Genomic DNA, 17,526 nt, shown 5'->3' with positions numbered 1-17,526 from the left:
CCTCCAAAGCGGCTAAGTCTTTTCTTACTTTTTATCGCTGCTCTTTTCAACGACAAAATGCATCGACACTTGATTGTTTTCCTTATTCACCTCTGAAGCTTTAAGCTCCCATGTGCCAGGAGTTGTATTTCCGGATACATGCCAGGTCCATTTGATATATCCATCTGCATCGGCAACTGCTTCACCAAGATGTTTCGCTTTACTTGATCCGCTTTTATAAGTAACACCCAAAGAAATCGCAGCACCCGGCAGCGTTTTCACTGTAACGGCAGCTTTCTTGCCAGGCCGGAGCGGATTTGGCTCAATGGAAACGATTTGAATCGGAATGTTTTCTTGATCATTTTTGTTTTCACCATATCTTGCTGGTGCGGCGTCACTTATCCAAACACGTTCGGAGGCTTGCTCTTTGAGGACAATCGGTTTACCGTAAAAAGGCAGCTTTAACGGAAAGTCATATTCCACCTCGATAGCTAAATACGGCTCATGCTCCTTATTTAGATCCGGAAGAGCTAGCCAGCTCAGCCTAATCTTCTCGGGATCAATAATGGCTGCATCAGAAAGTTCACTTATTAACGGCTGAATAACAGATCTGCCTATTTCAGTAGCGGCCATATTTTGAATCGGACGAAAATCTCCCCGCAATGTAGATGAAACCAAAGCTCCTGCGGGTGAAGGCAGCCATTCAGCCGCTTCTGCGGCAATCTCACTCCATGAAGACAAAGGAATTTTCCCTTTGGAAGGCAGCGGAACGACGGCTGATGCCTGCTGCCAGGCAAGTTCTACTGGATAGATATGTGCCGCCATTTGCCTTACAGTCTGAGAAGCAGCAGAATGCAGTGCCAACTGTACCGCACATAAACGAATGAGCATGACGAAGACTAGCAGCACAACTATAACCATAGGCATAACTAATGCAGCTTCTACGACTATTGAACCTTGTTCCTGCTTAAAGCGTCGACATTTAATAAGACCAGCCCATCGTTTGTGTCGTCTCATAACGGTTGCCTACAACCTTTCCTTCCAGAAGTCCGACTGCTCCCAGCGTCCGAATTAATCCGGGAATGAACCAAAGCTCCATCGAAACGGCTGCTTCACCTGTCACTCCGCTCGGGACTGCAGAGAGAATCGTCCCACTGTTTAGTTCGATGGCTGCAATCATCCGGGCCAGACTTGCCCCATCATCGGCACCATGCATCAGAATAAAAAGTCGTAAATAATCCGTATATGAAAGCTCTACTTTTATGTATTTGGAAAGTGGAGCAGTTCCTCGTTCAGAGAAAGCAAGCATATCCTCGATCGATTTCTCTAATCCATAAATAAGCGCGGCTGATAAGATAAGCAATGGATGGCCTAATGATTTGCTTTCAAGCAGCCCCTCCATCGTTCTCACAGCCAGTCGAGCCGCAAACAATTCACCATATGCAGCGGCTATATTCCCTACTGGATTGTTGAAGCCATAAATAATATATTCCGCTTCCTGATTATGAAATGAAATGGCATGTGACAACTCTGATATATCTCCTCCAGTCATCATCGAACGTAAATGCTGAGGAGCAAAAGAAGTGAAGCGTTGAATAACGTATTCACCAAAGTATAATGAATCTCTCGTTTTCTCCAGCATCCCGGCCATACCTGAGAACAATCCACCCATAAGCGTATTAGACTGCTCAGCTGCCATATGCGCATCACTTGCCTTCTCCATGTCGACAATCTCTGTTGCTTCATCAGGCTGCTCATTGAATAATAGGTTATCGTTATAACGCAGCTGTACCTGTTCGAACACCTTTTGATGTTCTTCCATTTGCGGGATACTTGTCAGTCCATGCAGCAAGCTGCGTGCCTGATTCCAGAGAGAACCAGCTTGCTCCTTTTGCTGTTTAAGCTGTTTCGATATCTGACCCTGATCGAGTGCTTTCTGTCGATCAACGATGACACTAGCAGGTCGAATATATTTCTGTTCATATGCCCCATAAGCAAGACGCAGGCTTGTGACGCTTTCAAGCAATGTATCAGCAGTTATGCTCTTAACCGGCTTAACTATAGCGGCAAGGCTGCTGGACTGATAAGCCCCTGCTTCCATATCGAGTGAAGCAGCAGACGAGCCCTGCGCCTCCACCTCCTGACGGTACTCTGTGAACCATCCATCCGTCTTTACAAGCTCATCCGCAGCTTTCCTTACCTGCTCAATGTCGGAAGCAGCATCAGCGGGAACCTGATGCTGTTCAGTATTTGCTGACTTATGCTTGGACACCGTATCATATCCACTATGCTGAGGCTGTTGATTGGCTTGTTGAACAATTCTCAGCATATCGTCATTTAATGCCCTTGCAGCTTCCAGCGCTTGTATTGCTTCTCCCTGAAGCTTCACATGCTGTCTATGTATGTCATCACTCACTTTGCGCAGCTCCATAGCAAAAGCTGTCACTTTCTCCTCGTATGCTTCTATTTCCGCTGTATTCAACTTTTTCTCCCCGGCAGTTAGCGATTGATTATATATAACTTTGGCCGCATATGAGCTGTATTCCCCTGCGATGCTCAGAGCAGAATTACCCTCTATTGCTACTACACCTGGCTGGACAGGAATTAACATAGAAAGACTGCTTCCACTTATCGTCGAAGCCATCTGCTTTTGCATTTGAAGTACATTCGCTAGATGAATTTCCCGTTTCTCATACAGCTTCCGCATGCTCTCCAGCAAACTTATTGCAATCGATGCCTCCTTCATTGCATCTGCCATTGGTATAAACCTTGCTGCGATATCCAATGTGAAATCTACTGGCGCCTTATACTTCATCTCTTCGAGCACCTGTCTTGAAAATACGTTATGGCTGCCTAGAAACGTCGCTGCATGCAGTGCGGCAGCATCTGACTTAGCGCGAACCAGCTTCATCCCTGATCGACCCGAGTCATCTGCTGTTTCTGTATTTGCCTTCATCATTTCCTCGAATATGATTTGACCGTCTGTACCACCACGGCCAAATAGACCATATCGCTTATAAAGAGCATCATCATAAGCAGAGAGTACAGATCTTACGCTTGACCTTACAGCATCCTCTGTTAACTTATGCAGAGCCGCAATTCGGGCATAATCAATAAGCAAAGAGAAAAACAAAAGCAGCGAGGATAAAACAATAACCGAAAACACGGTCACTGCCCCATTTTCTCGAAAGAAAAGCTTGCAAATAAACTGCCGATAACGATGCTTCGAATCTATTTTTATGCTCACTGCTGCCTTGCACCTCCATCGTTACCTTTCAAGCCTTTTCTGTTTCGCTACATTATGGCTTTGTCGCCTTCCCCTTACCTTTATAAGTATCCAGCACTTGACCGGCCTGAGACTTTGCTTGCCCCGCTCCTCCAGCCCGGTTTGCAAACCTTGATGAATAATAGCGTACGAGATCAACACTCCGAATAAACTCAGTTGGATCAACAACCGTGGAAGAGGCTGCACTTTTGGGTTCACGCTTCAACCAGCTTTTCTCAATGGATTCAGCCGATAAAGGCTCCTTCAGTTTGACTTTGATCACTCTTCTCAGAATGCTGCTTGAATAGCTAATTTCTCCTTCGTATGTTAGGCCTGCTTGTCCCAACCATCTAGCAGACTGCTCTATTTTCCGAATAGCTAAAGCATTCTTGTCTCCATCACCCGTCTCAGCAAGTGGGAGCACGACTTTCGCTGCATCATTTTCTCCTCTCAGTCCAAACAAGCTGCTGAGCACGCCATCCTCGCCAATACGCCAATATAAACCATCATAGCTTGGCTCATTGAGCATGCCGCTCCTTGCATCTCGATTACTGTTATCCCAGCTGTAGGCCGCACGCTCTGCTGTTGAAGACGCTGCATAATAGACAATGACCTTCTCGTACATGTACATTCCAAACAAAATAAACAACAATATAAGCCCGAACAGCATTGGAAATACAATCGTAGACTCCAGCGTAAAGCTGCCTTGCTCCTTCTTAAGCAAGCGAAGCAGCCGTGCATTTATTCGCAATCTGTTCAAAAGCCTCACCCGCTAACTAAAAATTTTGTCCGCCTCGTCATCTGCTTTGCCCATCAAACGCTCAATCAGCTCAATAATCCAGTCTTTAAACAACAGTGCAATAATGATGACAACCGCAATAATCAAAATAATTTCGAGCGTCCCTAAACCATCTTCCTCTTTCCAAAATGAACGTAGCGATTGGCCTATTTTTCTCATCCTTCATCTTCCTCTCTAATTTAAGTTAAGACATGAGCAGTACTGCGGGTGCTGCTACCAAAATCATGAGTACTAGCAAAATACCTACAAGCGGAAATACAAGCTTTGAGGAGGCTTGCTCCCCACGCGATCTAGCGATTGCCTTGCGCTTCTCCCATAAAGTGTAAGAGAGCTCTCGCAATGCAAGAATAAAATGCTCTCCTCCGCGGCGATAATTTAATAAGAGCACCGTTGTAAAGATCGAAACCTCCTGCACCGCGCATCTTCTATTAAACCGCTCCATTACCGTACTGAACGATTGACCGTTGCGAAGCATAGATACCGTCTCTCCCCATTCCTTGTAAAGAGGATGCTGCACAGCCTCCTTTCCCTCCAAGCATCTTGCTAGCGCTTGCTGTACTGTCTCACCGGCGCCGACCAGCAGCATTAACTTGCTGAGCATAACGGGGAGCTCTATAATAATTTGCTGCTTTCGTTCCTCAACCTGCCGCTTTGCATCTACGAAAGGGCGTATCGTTAGCACGATGCTGAATACTATCCCCATGACTAACAGTGTAGGCTCCTGTCCAAGTAAACTCATCCAAGCACAGCCTGTTAAAGCAGCATATCCCGTACCGAGAGCAGCAGTTGCTTCACCTTTTGTCCGCTCAATTGACCAGCTGCTATCCTTCAATAAGAGGAGCTTCATATGGTAGCTGCCCATAGGCAGATGCAGCGTATCAAAAAGCTTGAACCGTTCTAGCACATGCATAAATGGATTAATCAAACTTAGCTGCATAAGCTGCTGCCGCGTTTGGTCATTCGTTTGTTTTCTACCCATTAGCTGACGCCATATGGCATACAATGCTCCTTTTCCTGCCAAGTACACCCAAATCGCCGTTAAAGCAACCGGCGCAATTGCCGCGAGCATGCTTTGTCTCCTTTCGTCCTACATTCGGATACTCATCATCTTTGCCATCAACCAAAAGCAAAGAAGCAAAAGCAGCAGCGCTCCCGTCAATAGCAAATATCCGATTCCTCCATATAAAGGAGCCATATAGTCAGGTGCAGCTAGGCTTAAAAACGCTAAAAAAACAAAAGGCACCGCCATCATAATTCGACCTTCGAATTTTTTTTGAGCAACCATAACTGCAATTTCCTGCTCAATTTCAAGTTTCTCTCCAATGATGATCGAGGTTTGTTTCATCACTTCAAGCAAATCTCCTCCAGAGCGCTTGCAAGCAGCTAGTGCATCGACGAACTGAGTAATCTCATCAATTCCTGCACGATTAGCAAAGTTGCGCAGCGCATATTCTAAGGGCTCGCCGTTATCTAGACGAAAGCGAATGATTTGAAACTCCAGCAGCAGCTCCGTTCGAGCATCAGGGTAAATTAGCTTCAAATCATCGTGAGTAGATAAAAATGCATTTTCAAGAGAGCGCCCTGCTGCAAGCGAGGATGTCAGTGAAAATAAAGCTTCTTTAAATTGCAGCTTCAGTCTCTCCTTGCGCTGTTCCAGAAGAAATTTTCGTCTAATTCTAGGAGCGAGTATACCCAAGCTTGCCGCTGCAAATGAAAGGAACACAGAATGATAAAATAAGAAGACAGCACCATAGAAAATCACAGCTGCGATTAAGGACGTAGTAATAAACTGGTTTCGATTAAGTGGGTATTGTTCATAATTGGTAAGGGTTCGGCCAGCTCGAAGATTCGCTAGCGTCGCATCGCTTTCCCAGCCGCACCATAAGAGCATTCTCTCTATCCGTCCCCCATGCTGACGATGAAGGCTGCTGCTTTTATTCATGCCGCTTGAATTGTTCATATCGCTACTCCTTTGACCATTCTTTTTCCAGCAAGCGTCAATTTGTCCATTCTCATTACCGGATTCGCTGTACGTTTTAGCCCGCCAAGCACTCTGCCATTCCGCTCTCCCTCCTCCTCAAAAATAAACAGTGGATTAAGCAATATTTCTCCATCCTCAACGCCAATGACCTCGCATATCTCCGTCACTTTGCGGGTGCGATCACGGAATCTTGATAGATGGATAACAATATCGATGGCTGAGGCGATTTGCTGGCGAATAACGATCACTGGCAATTCTGCTGCACTTAGCACCATCGACTCCAGCCGAGCCATCATATCCTTCGCGCCATTACTATGGCCCGTTGACATGCTTCCGGCATGGCCGGTATTTAATGCCTGCAGCATATCAAGAGCCTCTCCTCCCCGCACCTCACCGACGATAATGCGATTAGGACGCATCCGAAGCGAGGCACGTATGAGGTCGCGAATCGTAATCTCCCCTTTCCCTTCCGTATTCGCATTGCGCGTTTCCATCGCCACTAAGTTAGGAATGGAGCGAATTTGTAGCTCAGCAGAATCCTCGATCGTCACAATCCGCTCATCCGGCTGAATAAACTGCGACAATGCATTTAAAAAAGTTGTTTTGCCTGTTCCTGTTCCGCCGCTTATAAACATATTGTATTGAGCCCCGACAAGCTCTTTCAAGAACGATGCCGCTTCCTGCGAGAGCGAGTGGAATGCTACTAGCTCCTCCATTGTTAGAGGCTGATCAGGAAACTTCCGAATGGTCATACATGGTCCTTTGAGCGCAACCGGCGGCAATACGACATGCACCCTAGATCCATCCTTAAGACGGGCGTCAACAATCGGCGTAGACTCGTTAACGACACGATTCACACTCGCAACAACGGTCTGGATTAGATCCTCGAGCCGTTCTCTACTTTCGAAAGACACTGGCAAAAGTGTCATTCTCCCTCTTCGCTCCACAAATATTTCTGCATGATGATTGATCATAATTTCACTAATGGAGGCATCCTCCATCAGCGGCTGCAAAATATCAAGACCTCTAAAAGAATGGAACAGCCTCCGTACAAGCTTCACTTTCTCGGTTGCGGTAAGAGGATGAAGATCGCACCATTCGAAAACGATCTCTTCTGCTATTCTCATCAGGCTTTCATCTGACAGTGAGCCGCTAAAATCAATTTTGGCTCGTACCTTGTTGCGCAGCTCAAGCACCGTTTCATCGCTCAGCAATCAATCCGCCTCCTTCCACATAAAGCTGCTTGAATAATTGATCTGCTGCTGCTCGGTATAACGGCGAAGACAGCAGAGCGACATGGCTTGCTCCTCGCCATTCAGGAATTTCCGGCAGCCCCACCTTGGCGCATGCCATGCCATCAATTTCGTTATCAACGGTATGCTTCGGATTAACCACATAATTTCTCACGCATTTGAATTTAATGGACAAGCTGCTAAAGCGATCACTCCACTTTTGCGCTCCATAACGCAGGGCCATTTTTTGTTTATCCCTCACAGACGGATTATCGCTTGCAACCCAAAGCACATGATTTGATCGTTCAAAAATAGCAAGGTGCAGCTCATCCAGACCGCCCTCCAAATCAACGACAATGAGATCATACTGCCCGCTTCGAGCAATCGTACTCACTATTCCAGCCGCATCTTCCTCATTAAGCGTCAATCGATCTTCCAAATTGGTGCACGGGGCTAAATAATCACCCTTAAGCTGCGAATCCCGTTTTCGATGCTCCATAAGCCAATTGACCGACTGCTCCGGCTGTGCCTTGAGTCCATAAAGCAGTTCTGACAAACCCTCCTCTCTCACTTCTCCTTCACTGAGGTCATCTGTATATTGCTGGTTGCGCAGCCAAGCTTCAGAAGAGTTCCACCGCTCAAGGTTCAGATAAAAGGTACGACATTGATGCACACTTGCAGCATGTACCAAATGCAGCGCCAATACCGTCTTTCCCACTCCCCCCGATGCCGAATAAACAGATATAATATTCATGCCAGACGGCCTCTCATAAGCGCCTGACGAAGCGGCAGCATGTCCTATCGCTTGGGAATGAATCTCCGAAAAACGCTTCAGCAGCTGGGGAATGGGTTGATATTGCAAAAGCTCATGCTTCTCCTTGCTCTCTCCCAGCTGTAGCACTAGAGCAATTACAGGAATACCCGCTTGCTCTGCATCCATTTCTGCAAGCAGCTCAGGCTGAGCAGCCAATAAGTCAATCTTGTAGCCTTGCTTCACATAGAGCTTCCAAGAATCGGCGTGCGTGAACGCGATAATCTGCCATTGCTCGCCAAGCTTGCTGCCTTGCATATAATCAGCCAGCCGCTTCAAGTATTCCGGCTCCCTTACCGCCACAGCAAGTTGATATTTATTCAGCCTTTTCACCTTCCTTCCGCTTAGAAAACACAAAAAAAGCACCGTAGAAGGCGCAGATATCTGCGTCCTTATACGGTGCTTCCGTGTTTGATCATTAACTTTGTTTAAAATTTACCATACCCATATTCCATTCGTCAACTAAGGAATTTTCTGCTGTTTATCTTATTTCTTTAACTTACAATTCCATTGACTATTGGAAAAAGTTTTTGATCTCGCGCTCTGCGCTTTCGATAGAGTCAGATCCATGAATAATATTGCTAGCTACATCGATTGCAAAGTCTCCACGGATTGTACCTGCAAGGGCTTCAGATGGATTCGTTGCGCCAATAAGACTCCTTGCGTTTTTAATAGCGTCTTTGCCTTCCCATATCATAGCAAATACAGGCCCCGAAACGATAAAATCGACCAACTCGTCAAAAAACACCTTTGAGCGCAAATGCTCATAATGTGTCTCGGCTTGCTCTCTTGAAAGGCGCATTACCCTTGCATCTACTAGTTTAAAGCCCTTCTCTTCAAATCGAGCAACAATACGACCTACTAAACCACGCGCGTAACCATCTGGCTTTACCATTACAAACGTTTTATCCATGTTGAATCCCCCTTTGTCTCTATCGGTATAGCCATTTATTTGTTAAGCCATTCAGTAATAATACCTGCAGTCTCTTCAATAGCACGATTTGTAACATCTATAACAGGACAATTCAATGATTTCATGACGGACTCTGCATAATCAAGCTCTTCTTGAATGCGCTCGGTTGTCGCATACTGCGCAGATGCCGGAAGTCCCAGCGTCTTAAGCCGTTCAGAGCGGATCTCCAGAAGATGCTCAGCTTGCATCGTTAAACCTATAATGAGCCTGCCAGGTGCAGGCTTCAATTCTTCGGGAGGATTAACCTCGGGCATTAGCGGCAGGTTAGCCGTCTTAATTCCTTTATGGGACAAAAAGATGCTCAGCGGCGTCTTCGACGTTCGAGATACGCCAATCAGGACGACCTGTGCTTGTACAAAACCTCGAGCATCCTTGCCGTCATCATATTTCACAGCGAACTCAATAGCATCCATTCGGCGATGGTAAGCATCGTCAATGGAGTGCAGCAGCCCCGGCTCACGCTTCGGGAAACTCCCAAACGTATCAACGTAGGCTTGCATCATCGGTCCCATGACATCAACGGCTCTAACTCCAGCTCTAAAAGCCTCTTCTTTCATTTGCTCCCGAAGCTCCGGCTGGACGAGCGTGTAGCTTATAAAACCGCCAGTACTAGCGGCCTCAGCCACGATACGAATAATTTCATCCTCGGATTTAATATGGCCGTAACGCTTTATTTTCACTTGTTCTGAGGAGAATTGGCGTAAAGTCGCCTTTGCAACAGCTTCCGCCGTTTCTCCAACAGCATCGGAGCATACATAAATGATCTGCTGTTTCATAACTCTGGCTCCCCCAATTTCCCATCCATCGCGATGTCCGCCATAAGACGTATAATGTTCGACTTCGATACCCAGCCAGTAACCTCTGGATCAGTCACCTGATCCTCGCGCGGAATGATAACTGGTAAACAATCTACTTGATGAAGCGACATTTTGCGAATCGCTTCCATCACAGATTCGTCGGGCATTAGCGTCACAATATTAGGATAACGGGTCATCACCATACTGATAGGAATAGATGCAGCACCAGCGTTGCCAAGCGTTATTTTCAGCAAATCCTTCGGTGTTACGATTCCAACAAACCGTTTCTGCTCATTAACGATCAGAAGAGTATCTGCATTTTCAGTAAATAACGTAATAACAGCGTCATGCACGGACAACGAGTCCGGAACATTAACGGGAACACCTTGTACTTCTCTCACCTTCATATTGTTCAATTGCTGCAAAGGTTCGCTGCTTGAGCGATAGGTGTTGCCTAAGAAATAACCTACTTTAGGCTTCGCATCAAGCAATCCAAGCATGACGAGAAGCGATAAGTCCGAGCGCAGTGTGGGCCTGCTGACACCTAGAGATTCTGCCAACTGCTCACCGGTAATCGGCGCATGCCTCTTCACAAGCTCAAGAAGCTCCAATTGCCGCGAAGATAATTGAATCGTACTCTCCCCCGTCCTCTATATGAGTCATACTTGTATTATATAGTACTATTATTTAAAAATAATATATCATATTAACAAATAATGTACAATATATGGTCGTCCTACTCTTTAAAAATAACTTTATATAACGCCTGTGTGCCGCTATTTTCTTCACCATGTGAAATAAGTTGCTCATATAAAGATCGTGCTAATGCTAGTCCAGGCAAAGGAAGACCCATCTCATCAGCTGACTCGATGGCGATTTTAATATCTTTTACGAAATGTTTTACGTAAAAGCCAGGAGCAAAATCTCCGTTGATAATGCGAGGTCCTAAATTGGATAAGGACCAGCTTCCCGCAGCGCCGGCTTCAATGCTTTTCAATACTTTGCTAGGCTCGAGCCCCGCTTTTTTGGCATAGGCAAGAGCTTCGCTCACGCCAATCATATTGGATGCAATCGCGATTTGATTACACATCTTAGTGAATTGGCCCGCCCCTGCCTCACCTTGATGAACGATGTTTTTACCTATGAGCATAAACATTGGCAATATCGCATTATAGGCTTGCTCCGAGCCTCCGACCATGATTGACAGTCTAGCCTCCCTCGCACCTACATCGCCGCCGGAGACTGGGGCATCCAGCGCCATAAGTCCTCTGTTGCCAGCCTCTGCCTCAATTCGTTTAGCAAGAGCAGGACTTGAGGTAGTCATATCAATAAGCACCGCATTGGACCTAGCATTCTGCAATAAACCATCAGCTCCAAAATAAACCTCTTCCACGTCGGCCGGATAACCTAACATCGTAATAATAATATCCGATTGCTCCGCAACCAACTTCGGCGAATCCTGCCAAACAGCGCCCTTTGATACCAAGAGGTCTGCTCTTGATTTCGTTCGGTTAAACACATTCACTTCATATCCGTGATCAAGCAAATGGCCCGCCATGCTTGCGCCCATAATGCCCGTTCCAATAAATCCGACAACTTTTTTGTTTGCATGCTCTATCAATTCCATTCCGCCTCTCTGTGTTTCTCAATAGTCGAACATAATCTTATTATAATATAATCTGCCTTGCTTCCCGCAAATCAAAGAAATGCACTCCTGTTTTTGCAGAGTTTTTTGCAGTAGCTAGAATACTATCCATCCCAATTCCATATAAAAAAGCCGTAGACCAATGGTTTCCCATGCCTACGGCTAATGCTACTGCTACAAATGCCCCTCTGAAGAAGCGCTTTACTTGTTTGTCATTTCGATAAACTGATCTACATCAACAGCTGTCAATGCAACCGCCTCGCGCCAGAAGTCCATCTCTTCCACATTTACGCCAAGATGCTCTTTAGCAAGCTGCTCTACGGTCATGCGGCCAGTGTCACGAAGCAATGCAACATACTTGTCTTTGAAATCTGAACCTTCCTTCAGTGCCCTTGCATAAATACCCGCGCTGAATAGATAGCCGAATGTATAAGGGAAATTGTAGAAAGGAACATCCGTTAAGTAAAAATGCAGCTTCGATGCCCAGAAATGAGGATGCACCTCACCTAGCGTATCGCAATAAGCTTCCCGCTGTGCATCTTCCATTAAGGAATTAAGCTCTTCAACGGATACTAAACCTTCGCTGCGACGCGCATAGAAACGAGTTTCGAATAAAAAGCGTGCATGAATGTTCATAAAAAATGCTACAGACCGCTGAATTTTATCTTCAAGCAATCCGAGCTTCTCCTCGTCCTCCGTTGCTGTTTTAAGTGCTTGATCCGAAACGATCAGCTCCGCAAACGTCGATGCTGTCTCAGCTACATTCATCGCGTATTCTTGCGACAACGCTGGCAGATCGTTCATGACATGCTGGTGGTAAGCATGACCCAGCTCATGCGCAAGCGTCGAGATATTCGAAGCCGTACCTGAATATGTCATAAATACACGAGTTTGACCGCTCTTTGGAAAAGCGGTGCAGAAGCCGCCTGGACGCTTCCCTGGACGATCCTCAGCCTCAATCCAGCCATCTTTGAAGGCAAGCTCCGAGAATTCCGCCAGATCGGGACTAAACGTCTTGAACTGCTCGATAATAAAAGCTGCTGCTTCGTCATAAGGAATTGTTTTTGTCGCAGCTCCGATTGGCGCTTCTACATCATGCCAGTCTAGCTTCTCCACACCGAGCAGCTTCGCTTTACGATCTAAATAACGAACGAGTACATGTTTGCTTTCTTGGATTGCAGACCACATTGCTTGCAGTGTAGCTTCGCTCATCCGGTTCATTTGCAGCGGCTCCTGCAGCACCGAATCCCAGCCGCGCTTGTCGTACAGCTTTAAACGAAAGCCTGAAATCCGGTTTAACGTCTCTGCACATAAATCCGCCTGCTCTGCCCATTCCCGCTCCCACTCTGTGAATGCAGCCTTCCGAACATCTCGGTCTCCATCGGATAAACGGTTATGCATTTGACCAGCGGATAAAACTTTTTTCTCCCCGTCTTTTCCTACATCGTTAAATTTCGCTCTGGATACAATGACGTTGTAATAATCGCCCCAGCCATGGTAACCGTCTACCGCTAAATCTCCAGCCAGCGCTTCCAGCTCAGGAGCCATTTTTTGCTTCGCAAGCTCGCGGCGTTCAGTCAAGCTAAATGCTACCTCAGCGAGCTGTGGGTGCGTAAGCAGCTTTTCCCACTCACTATCATCAAGACCTCGCAGTACGTTGTCAAAGCGGGTAAGCACCCCTAGAAACTTCGCAGCAAGCGTCTTTACGCGATCGCTTTGTGAGTTCGCGGCTGTGTCCCGCATATTCTGAGCGAGCAAGCAAGAAACAAACGACTCTGTTTCACGCAGTCTAATAATGATGCTTTGCAGAAGCTCCGTCATCGTCGCAATTTCAGAAGCTCCAATGCTTGCTTCCGTTAAAAGTGCGGCATCGAGCTTCTCAATGTCCTCACCCATGCCCTTCAGCTCCTGCAAGAACGCTGCTGAGCTTGAGCCACCTTCATAAAAAACTTCCAAATCCCAGCTTTGCGGATATCCCTTATTCATTGCTCTCATCCTCTCTTCCATAAAAAAAGCCAAGATGCGGCCGCGTTTTTATTTGCGCAAACCTTCTCGGCAGTGTATAACTTAATTATATCCAGATTGGAGGAATTACACCATGTCTAAACCGTTGCAGATTTCTGCTGATACAGCTGTTAAGCTTTCCGAGCAGCTTGGCGTCCCAATAGAGCACTTAATGCATATGCCGCGCCATATATTATTGCAAAAGCTCGCCGAGCTTGCTAAGCCTAACGCTGCACCTGAGAGCGAAAACAAATCATGATTCCGTTCGAAAAAGCCTGGCCTTATGACATTATTATGGGCGACCTTTATGTATCGAGCTGTCCCTTCTGCCATGCAGAAAACGTGCTGCTTCCAGTAAAACCAGAAGAGCTCCAAGACATACAGGATGGTACGAAACGATTGCTCGTTTTCCCTTGCTGCCATAATAAAGTGACTATTGTTGATGCAGACCGCGATTATTTGCTGACTAACCGTGTTCTAAAAAAGGCGCTCCGCTAAGCGGAAGAAGAGACCGACTGCTTCAATAAATCTGTTCCGTCGTCAGGAGAAGGGTTGCCGGATGCATGTTTCGATCTGGCTTCCATCTCCTCGCGTATAAGCTGCCACTGTTCGCGGCTCGCACGAATCATTGCTGCATCCACAATTTTTTTATCATTCACCACGCGGGAAAACCAACGTACAGCATCGTTTAATTGTCCGATACGACGATTCAGCTCCCCTATTAAAAACATTAGCTTCGCATTGTTAAGCGCAACACCTTCTGCCTCATATACACGAATATAGGCTTGAAGTGCAAACGTAAGAAACCGTTTCTCGTCTTTCTGATTGTCTTCATAACGATACAGCCAAGCAATGTGATGCAAAATACCAGCAAGCACGCGATCCTTCTCGTCAATGGCTTGGGCAGATAAAAGCGCTAGCTTGTAGCTGGCCATCGCCTTCTTCAGATCGCGCTCCCCGCCATAATCTTGATTATTCCAATGCGTTCCGATTTCATCGTGATATTTCTTTTTTTGCCGATCATTCAACCGCTCCATCCCGTTCTCAGTTGAGGCAAAGCCGCAATTAGGACAAACCCGTACAACATAAAAATCAGGGTTTACGTCCGTTTTATAATATCCGCAAAAGTCAGAGTCCATTCTAGCTGCTCTTTTGAAGCTCGGTCTAACGCGCGAAGTCATAAAAGTCTTTTCACAGCAAATGCATATGATTTTGGATAGGTAGAGCGGTTCCATACAATCACGTCTCCTCTTCAGATGTGTTTACAAAGTGGTGTGCAGGTCCGGATAGTCTGTTGATAACGATCTCTTGCAGCTCGTCATTTATACCTACCTCTTGCAATGCTCTTTGCATGCAGTCAAGCCATGCGCCAGCATGTTCAGGGGTTATTGGAAAATGCATATGTCTTGCTCTCATCATTGGATGTCCATATTCATCAGAATATAAAGAAGGCCCGCCAAAAAATTGCGTCAAAAATAAATATTGTTTTTCTATAACAGGATCAATATCTTGCGGGAACAAAGGCCCAATTAACGGATGGGCTTGTACCTTAGGATAAAAAGAATTAACTATCAGCCTTAAAGTCTCAGATCCGCCTAAAGCCTCATAAAGGCTTATATTCCTATTCATCGTCAAATTCATCTCCATTGTGTAGGTATTTAGTATTATATCACAAATAAAAGTTCGGACTTAACAAAAAAAAGCCCGCGGGATGCTTATCCGGGGCTCATCATATAGTGCGTATTACCCATCAACCTTCATAGTCCTCTTCCCCTGGTGCTGTAAGAGATTCTCGAATGACATAGACGAAAGCACAGACCAAGATGCCAGCGATTATACTCATACCCATCACTCCAACCGTTTCAAAGGTAATTCCATTGTACCATAAAAAAAACAGGAATCCAGCGTTTTGCAAGCGTTTTCTTTGTCAAACTTATTTATTTTTAAAGCATATCCAGTGATGGTTATCCTTATTCCTACATATACGTTTAGGAGGGGTTGTACAGCATCTTATGGCATCTGCTCGGCTCCCCTTTCTAATTATTTGAGGAGGCGGTCTATCTGCTGCGAACGATCATTCATCCCTTATCTATAACCGCGCTTGGCGCAATTATAATCGTGCTTTTAATGACTGTCTTTCCTACAGAAACCCTTCACTCCTCGCTCCGTGGGCTTTCTATTTGGTGGGAGGTGCTTTTTCCAGCGTTGTTCCCTTTCTTCGTCATATCGGAATTGCTGCTCGGCTTCGGTATTGTACATTTTTTTGGCAAGCTGCTTGATCCGCTCATGAGACCTATATTCCGGCTTCCCGGCATCGGAGGTTTTGTCGTGACGATGGGTTACATTTCCGGTTATCCGGTAGGCGCAAAGCTAACAGCACAGCTCTTTGAGCAGCGGCTCGTCAACCGAGCAGAGGGTGAGCGGCTTGTTGCCTTTACGACCACTTCTGATCCTATTTTCCTAATTGGTGCCGTTTCCGTTGGTTTCTTCCAAAATGTAGCGATTGCTCCTATTCTCGCTGCTGCCCATTACGGAGGCGGTCTTCTTATCGGTCTTCTCATGCGCTTTCACGATAGACATGCCCCTTCATCTGGAATCAAAAAAACGGCGATTGCAAGGGATGGGTTCAGAAAACGACGGCCCTCTCGCATCTCCGAAGCACTTAAGGCGATGCATGAGGCACGATTGCTGGATGGGCGCGGACTAGGACGACTGCTGCAGGACTCTATTCAATCGGCGCTGCGACTAATGATCGTCGTTGGCGGACTTGTCGTTTTTTTCTCCGTCGTAATGGAGATGCTGACGCATGCAGGCATCATTGAAGCGATGGCTGAAGCTCTGCGATTTTTGTTTGGTTTAATCGGCCTGCCTAAGCCGCTTGCAGACGCTGGGATTTTCGGATTGTTCGAGGTTACGTTAGGCTCTCGTTCGGCAGGTACAGCTGGTACTGGACTCATGCATCAAGCTGCAATCGCTGCTTGGGTGCTCTCTTGGGGCGGCTTATCAGTCCATGCCCAAGTAGCAAGCCTGCTCAGCAAAACAGATTTGCGCTATCGTCCTTTTTTTATAGCTAGAATGGTTCATGGTTTAATTGCAATGACTCTCGTTTACTTGTTATGGGGGTGGCTTGGGCCATGATTAGAGCCGCTCATTGAATTTAAACACAATTTCCTTTATCATCTTAAGTACTATGGAGATCGGAAGGAGATTTACTTTTGAAGTATGCGGTAATTGATCGAGGCGATGATCTATCTAAATCGTTAGCAGAAAAATTTCATAAACTAGCCGGGGAGCGAGGCTTCACTCGGAATGATGAATCACCGGAAATCGTTATTTCCATCGGAGGTGACGGTACACTACTCCTTGCTTTTCATAAATATGTAGATCAAATTACGAATGTTGCATTTGTCGGCATTCACACCGGCCATCTTGGATTTTATGCCGACTGGAAGGCAGACGAGCTTGAAGATCTCGTCGCAATGATGGCAGTGGAAACACCACGAATCGTTAGGTATCCGCTTGCCGAGATTGAAGTTGAGACACCAAGCGAGACCCGTCATTACTTATCATTAAATGAATTCACATTAAAAGGCGTTGACGGAACGCTCGTCGCCCAAATCAATATAAATGATGAGATGTTTGAAATGTTCCGCGGTGACGGCATTGTCATTTCGACCCCTTCGGGAAGCACCGCGTATAACAAAAGCTTAGGCGGAGCGATTGTCCATCCATCGATAGAATCGCTGCAAATTGCGGAAATCGCTTCGATCAATAATCGTGTATATCGTACACTTGGATCATCTGTGCTGCTGCCGCAGCATCATCACTGCGATATTATCTCTAAGAAAGAGCAGCGGCTGCAGCTCGCAATTGATCACATCAGCATCATGAGCAGCGATATTCGTTCCATCCGCTGCAGTGTATCCAGCCGTAAAGTTAGCTTTGCACGATATCGACCGTTTCCTTTCTGGAACCGAGTACGTGAAGCATTCCTTGGTTACGACGTCCGATAAGATCTGTTACCATTATCTAAAACCAAA

General features: G+C 46.2%; 19 protein-coding genes. 4 read left to right on the top strand and 15 right to left on the bottom strand.

Annotated elements, in window-relative coordinates:
- Positions 1-24: 24 nt before the first annotated feature.
- The 13 genes from AC0VYE_RS07330 to AC0VYE_RS07270 all read right to left on the bottom strand — a co-directional run bounded on the left by AC0VYE_RS07330 (position 25) and on the right by AC0VYE_RS07270 (position 13,468).
- A complete protein-coding gene (locus tag AC0VYE_RS07330; RefSeq protein ID WP_475447003.1) occupies positions 25-996 on the bottom strand; it encodes a TadE/TadG family type IV pilus assembly protein in 972 nt (323 codons plus the stop codon).
- Positions 962-3,226, bottom strand: a complete 2,265-nt coding sequence (locus AC0VYE_RS07325; protein WP_475447001.1) for a hypothetical protein — start codon at positions 3,224-3,226, stop codon at positions 962-964. The genes AC0VYE_RS07330 and AC0VYE_RS07325 overlap by 35 nt, the downstream gene beginning before the upstream one ends.
- Positions 3,227-3,278: 52 nt before the next feature.
- Entirely contained in the window at positions 3,279-4,004 is a 726-nt protein-coding gene (locus AC0VYE_RS07320; protein ID WP_475446999.1) for a pilus assembly protein, read from the bottom strand.
- A gap of 12 nt (positions 4,005-4,016) precedes the next feature.
- Positions 4,017-4,202 carry a Flp1 family type IVb pilin gene (locus tag AC0VYE_RS07315; protein ID WP_076271034.1) on the bottom strand — a complete coding sequence of 62 codons (186 nt, stop codon included), beginning with the start codon at positions 4,200-4,202 and terminating at the stop codon, positions 4,017-4,019.
- A gap of 25 nt (positions 4,203-4,227) precedes the next feature.
- Positions 4,228-5,112 carry a type II secretion system F family protein gene (locus tag AC0VYE_RS07310; protein WP_475446996.1) on the bottom strand — a complete coding sequence of 295 codons (885 nt, stop codon included), beginning with the start codon at positions 5,110-5,112 and terminating at the stop codon, positions 4,228-4,230.
- An 18-nt stretch (positions 5,113-5,130) separates the two neighbouring features.
- Positions 5,131-6,003: a type II secretion system F family protein gene (locus tag AC0VYE_RS07305; RefSeq protein ID WP_475446994.1), complete on the bottom strand. Its 873-nt coding sequence runs from the start codon at positions 6,001-6,003 to the stop codon at positions 5,131-5,133.
- Positions 6,000-7,235 (bottom strand): CpaF family protein, encoded by a 1,236-nt coding sequence (locus tag AC0VYE_RS07300; RefSeq protein WP_475449471.1) that lies wholly within the window; start codon positions 7,233-7,235, stop codon positions 6,000-6,002. The genes AC0VYE_RS07305 and AC0VYE_RS07300 overlap by 4 nt, the downstream gene beginning before the upstream one ends.
- Positions 7,225-8,400 carry a P-loop NTPase family protein gene (locus tag AC0VYE_RS07295; RefSeq protein WP_475446992.1) on the bottom strand — a complete coding sequence of 392 codons (1,176 nt, stop codon included), beginning with the start codon at positions 8,398-8,400 and terminating at the stop codon, positions 7,225-7,227. Before AC0VYE_RS07295 ends, AC0VYE_RS07300 begins: the two co-directional genes overlap by 11 nt.
- Positions 8,401-8,581: 181 nt before the next feature.
- Positions 8,582-8,980 carry a nucleoside-diphosphate kinase gene (gene ndk / locus AC0VYE_RS07290; protein WP_076271032.1) on the bottom strand — a complete coding sequence of 133 codons (399 nt, stop codon included), beginning with the start codon at positions 8,978-8,980 and terminating at the stop codon, positions 8,582-8,584.
- A gap of 35 nt (positions 8,981-9,015) precedes the next feature.
- Positions 9,016-9,816 (bottom strand): pyruvate, water dikinase regulatory protein, encoded by an 801-nt coding sequence (locus AC0VYE_RS07285; RefSeq protein WP_076271031.1) that lies wholly within the window; start codon positions 9,814-9,816, stop codon positions 9,016-9,018.
- The gene (locus tag AC0VYE_RS07280) at positions 9,813-10,448 is read right to left on the bottom strand and encodes a CBS domain-containing protein (RefSeq protein WP_076271030.1); all 636 of its coding nucleotides are present in this window, start codon (positions 10,446-10,448) and stop codon (positions 9,813-9,815) included. The genes AC0VYE_RS07285 and AC0VYE_RS07280 overlap by 4 nt, the downstream gene beginning before the upstream one ends.
- Positions 10,449-10,573: 125 nt before the next feature.
- Positions 10,574-11,458: an NAD(P)-dependent oxidoreductase gene (locus AC0VYE_RS07275; RefSeq protein WP_475446989.1), complete on the bottom strand. Its 885-nt coding sequence runs from the start codon at positions 11,456-11,458 to the stop codon at positions 10,574-10,576.
- A 225-nt stretch (positions 11,459-11,683) separates the two neighbouring features.
- The gene (locus AC0VYE_RS07270; RefSeq protein ID WP_076271028.1) at positions 11,684-13,468 is read right to left on the bottom strand and encodes a M3 family oligoendopeptidase; all 1,785 of its coding nucleotides are present in this window, start codon (positions 13,466-13,468) and stop codon (positions 11,684-11,686) included.
- Between the two features lie 112 nt (positions 13,469-13,580).
- On the opposite strand from AC0VYE_RS07270, the gene AC0VYE_RS07265 reads away from it, so the two are divergent.
- Entirely contained in the window at positions 13,581-13,745 is a 165-nt protein-coding gene (locus AC0VYE_RS07265; protein WP_076271027.1) for a YycC family protein, read from the top strand.
- Positions 13,742-13,984 (top strand): hypothetical protein, encoded by a 243-nt coding sequence (locus tag AC0VYE_RS07260; RefSeq protein WP_076271026.1) that lies wholly within the window; start codon positions 13,742-13,744, stop codon positions 13,982-13,984. The genes AC0VYE_RS07265 and AC0VYE_RS07260 overlap by 4 nt, the downstream gene beginning before the upstream one ends.
- Here the strand turns inward: AC0VYE_RS07260 and AC0VYE_RS07255 are convergent.
- Positions 13,981-14,721: a DUF2225 domain-containing protein gene (locus AC0VYE_RS07255; RefSeq protein ID WP_475446986.1), complete on the bottom strand. Its 741-nt coding sequence runs from the start codon at positions 14,719-14,721 to the stop codon at positions 13,981-13,983. The genes AC0VYE_RS07260 and AC0VYE_RS07255 overlap by 4 nt on opposite strands.
- A gap of 4 nt (positions 14,722-14,725) precedes the next feature.
- Positions 14,726-15,115 (bottom strand): globin domain-containing protein, encoded by a 390-nt coding sequence (locus AC0VYE_RS07250; protein ID WP_076271024.1) that lies wholly within the window; start codon positions 15,113-15,115, stop codon positions 14,726-14,728.
- A 498-nt stretch (positions 15,116-15,613) separates the two neighbouring features.
- On the opposite strand from AC0VYE_RS07250, the gene ylbJ reads away from it, so the two are divergent.
- Positions 15,614-16,624 carry a sporulation integral membrane protein YlbJ gene (gene ylbJ / locus AC0VYE_RS07245; RefSeq protein ID WP_372239032.1) on the top strand — a complete coding sequence of 337 codons (1,011 nt, stop codon included), beginning with the start codon at positions 15,614-15,616 and terminating at the stop codon, positions 16,622-16,624.
- A gap of 77 nt (positions 16,625-16,701) precedes the next feature.
- A complete protein-coding gene (locus AC0VYE_RS07240; protein ID WP_475446984.1) occupies positions 16,702-17,499 on the top strand; it encodes an NAD kinase in 798 nt (265 codons plus the stop codon).
- Positions 17,500-17,526 lie beyond the last annotated feature (27 nt).

The sequence above is a fragment of the Pristimantibacillus sp. Z349TD_6 genome (genome assembly GCF_056173205.1).
Note: the sequence above shows the minus strand (reverse complement) of the source record. Positions and strands in the feature narration are given on the sequence as shown.

Coding starts and splice junctions, on each gene's coding strand:
- AC0VYE_RS07330 (WP_475447003.1), bottom strand. CDS start 996: ATGAGACGACACAAACGATGGGCTGGTCTTATTAAATGTCGACGCTTT.
- AC0VYE_RS07315 (WP_076271034.1), bottom strand. CDS start 4,202: ATGAGAAAAATAGGCCAATCGCTACGTTCATTTTGGAAAGAGGAAGAT.
- AC0VYE_RS07310 (WP_475446996.1), bottom strand. CDS start 5,112: ATGCTCGCGGCAATTGCGCCGGTTGCTTTAACGGCGATTTGGGTGTAC.
- AC0VYE_RS07305 (WP_475446994.1), bottom strand. CDS start 6,003: ATGAACAATTCAAGCGGCATGAATAAAAGCAGCAGCCTTCATCGTCAG.
- ndk (WP_076271032.1), bottom strand. CDS start 8,980: ATGGATAAAACGTTTGTAATGGTAAAGCCAGATGGTTACGCGCGTGGT.
- AC0VYE_RS07285 (WP_076271031.1), bottom strand. CDS start 9,816: ATGAAACAGCAGATCATTTATGTATGCTCCGATGCTGTTGGAGAAACG.
- AC0VYE_RS07270 (WP_076271028.1), bottom strand. CDS start 13,468: ATGAATAAGGGATATCCGCAAAGCTGGGATTTGGAAGTTTTTTATGAA.
- AC0VYE_RS07265 (WP_076271027.1), top strand. CDS start 13,581: ATGTCTAAACCGTTGCAGATTTCTGCTGATACAGCTGTTAAGCTTTCC.
- AC0VYE_RS07260 (WP_076271026.1), top strand. CDS start 13,742: ATGATTCCGTTCGAAAAAGCCTGGCCTTATGACATTATTATGGGCGAC.
- AC0VYE_RS07255 (WP_475446986.1), bottom strand. CDS start 14,721: ATGGAACCGCTCTACCTATCCAAAATCATATGCATTTGCTGTGAAAAG.
- AC0VYE_RS07250 (WP_076271024.1), bottom strand. CDS start 15,115: ATGAATAGGAATATAAGCCTTTATGAGGCTTTAGGCGGATCTGAGACT.
- ylbJ (WP_372239032.1), top strand. CDS start 15,614: ATGACTGTCTTTCCTACAGAAACCCTTCACTCCTCGCTCCGTGGGCTT.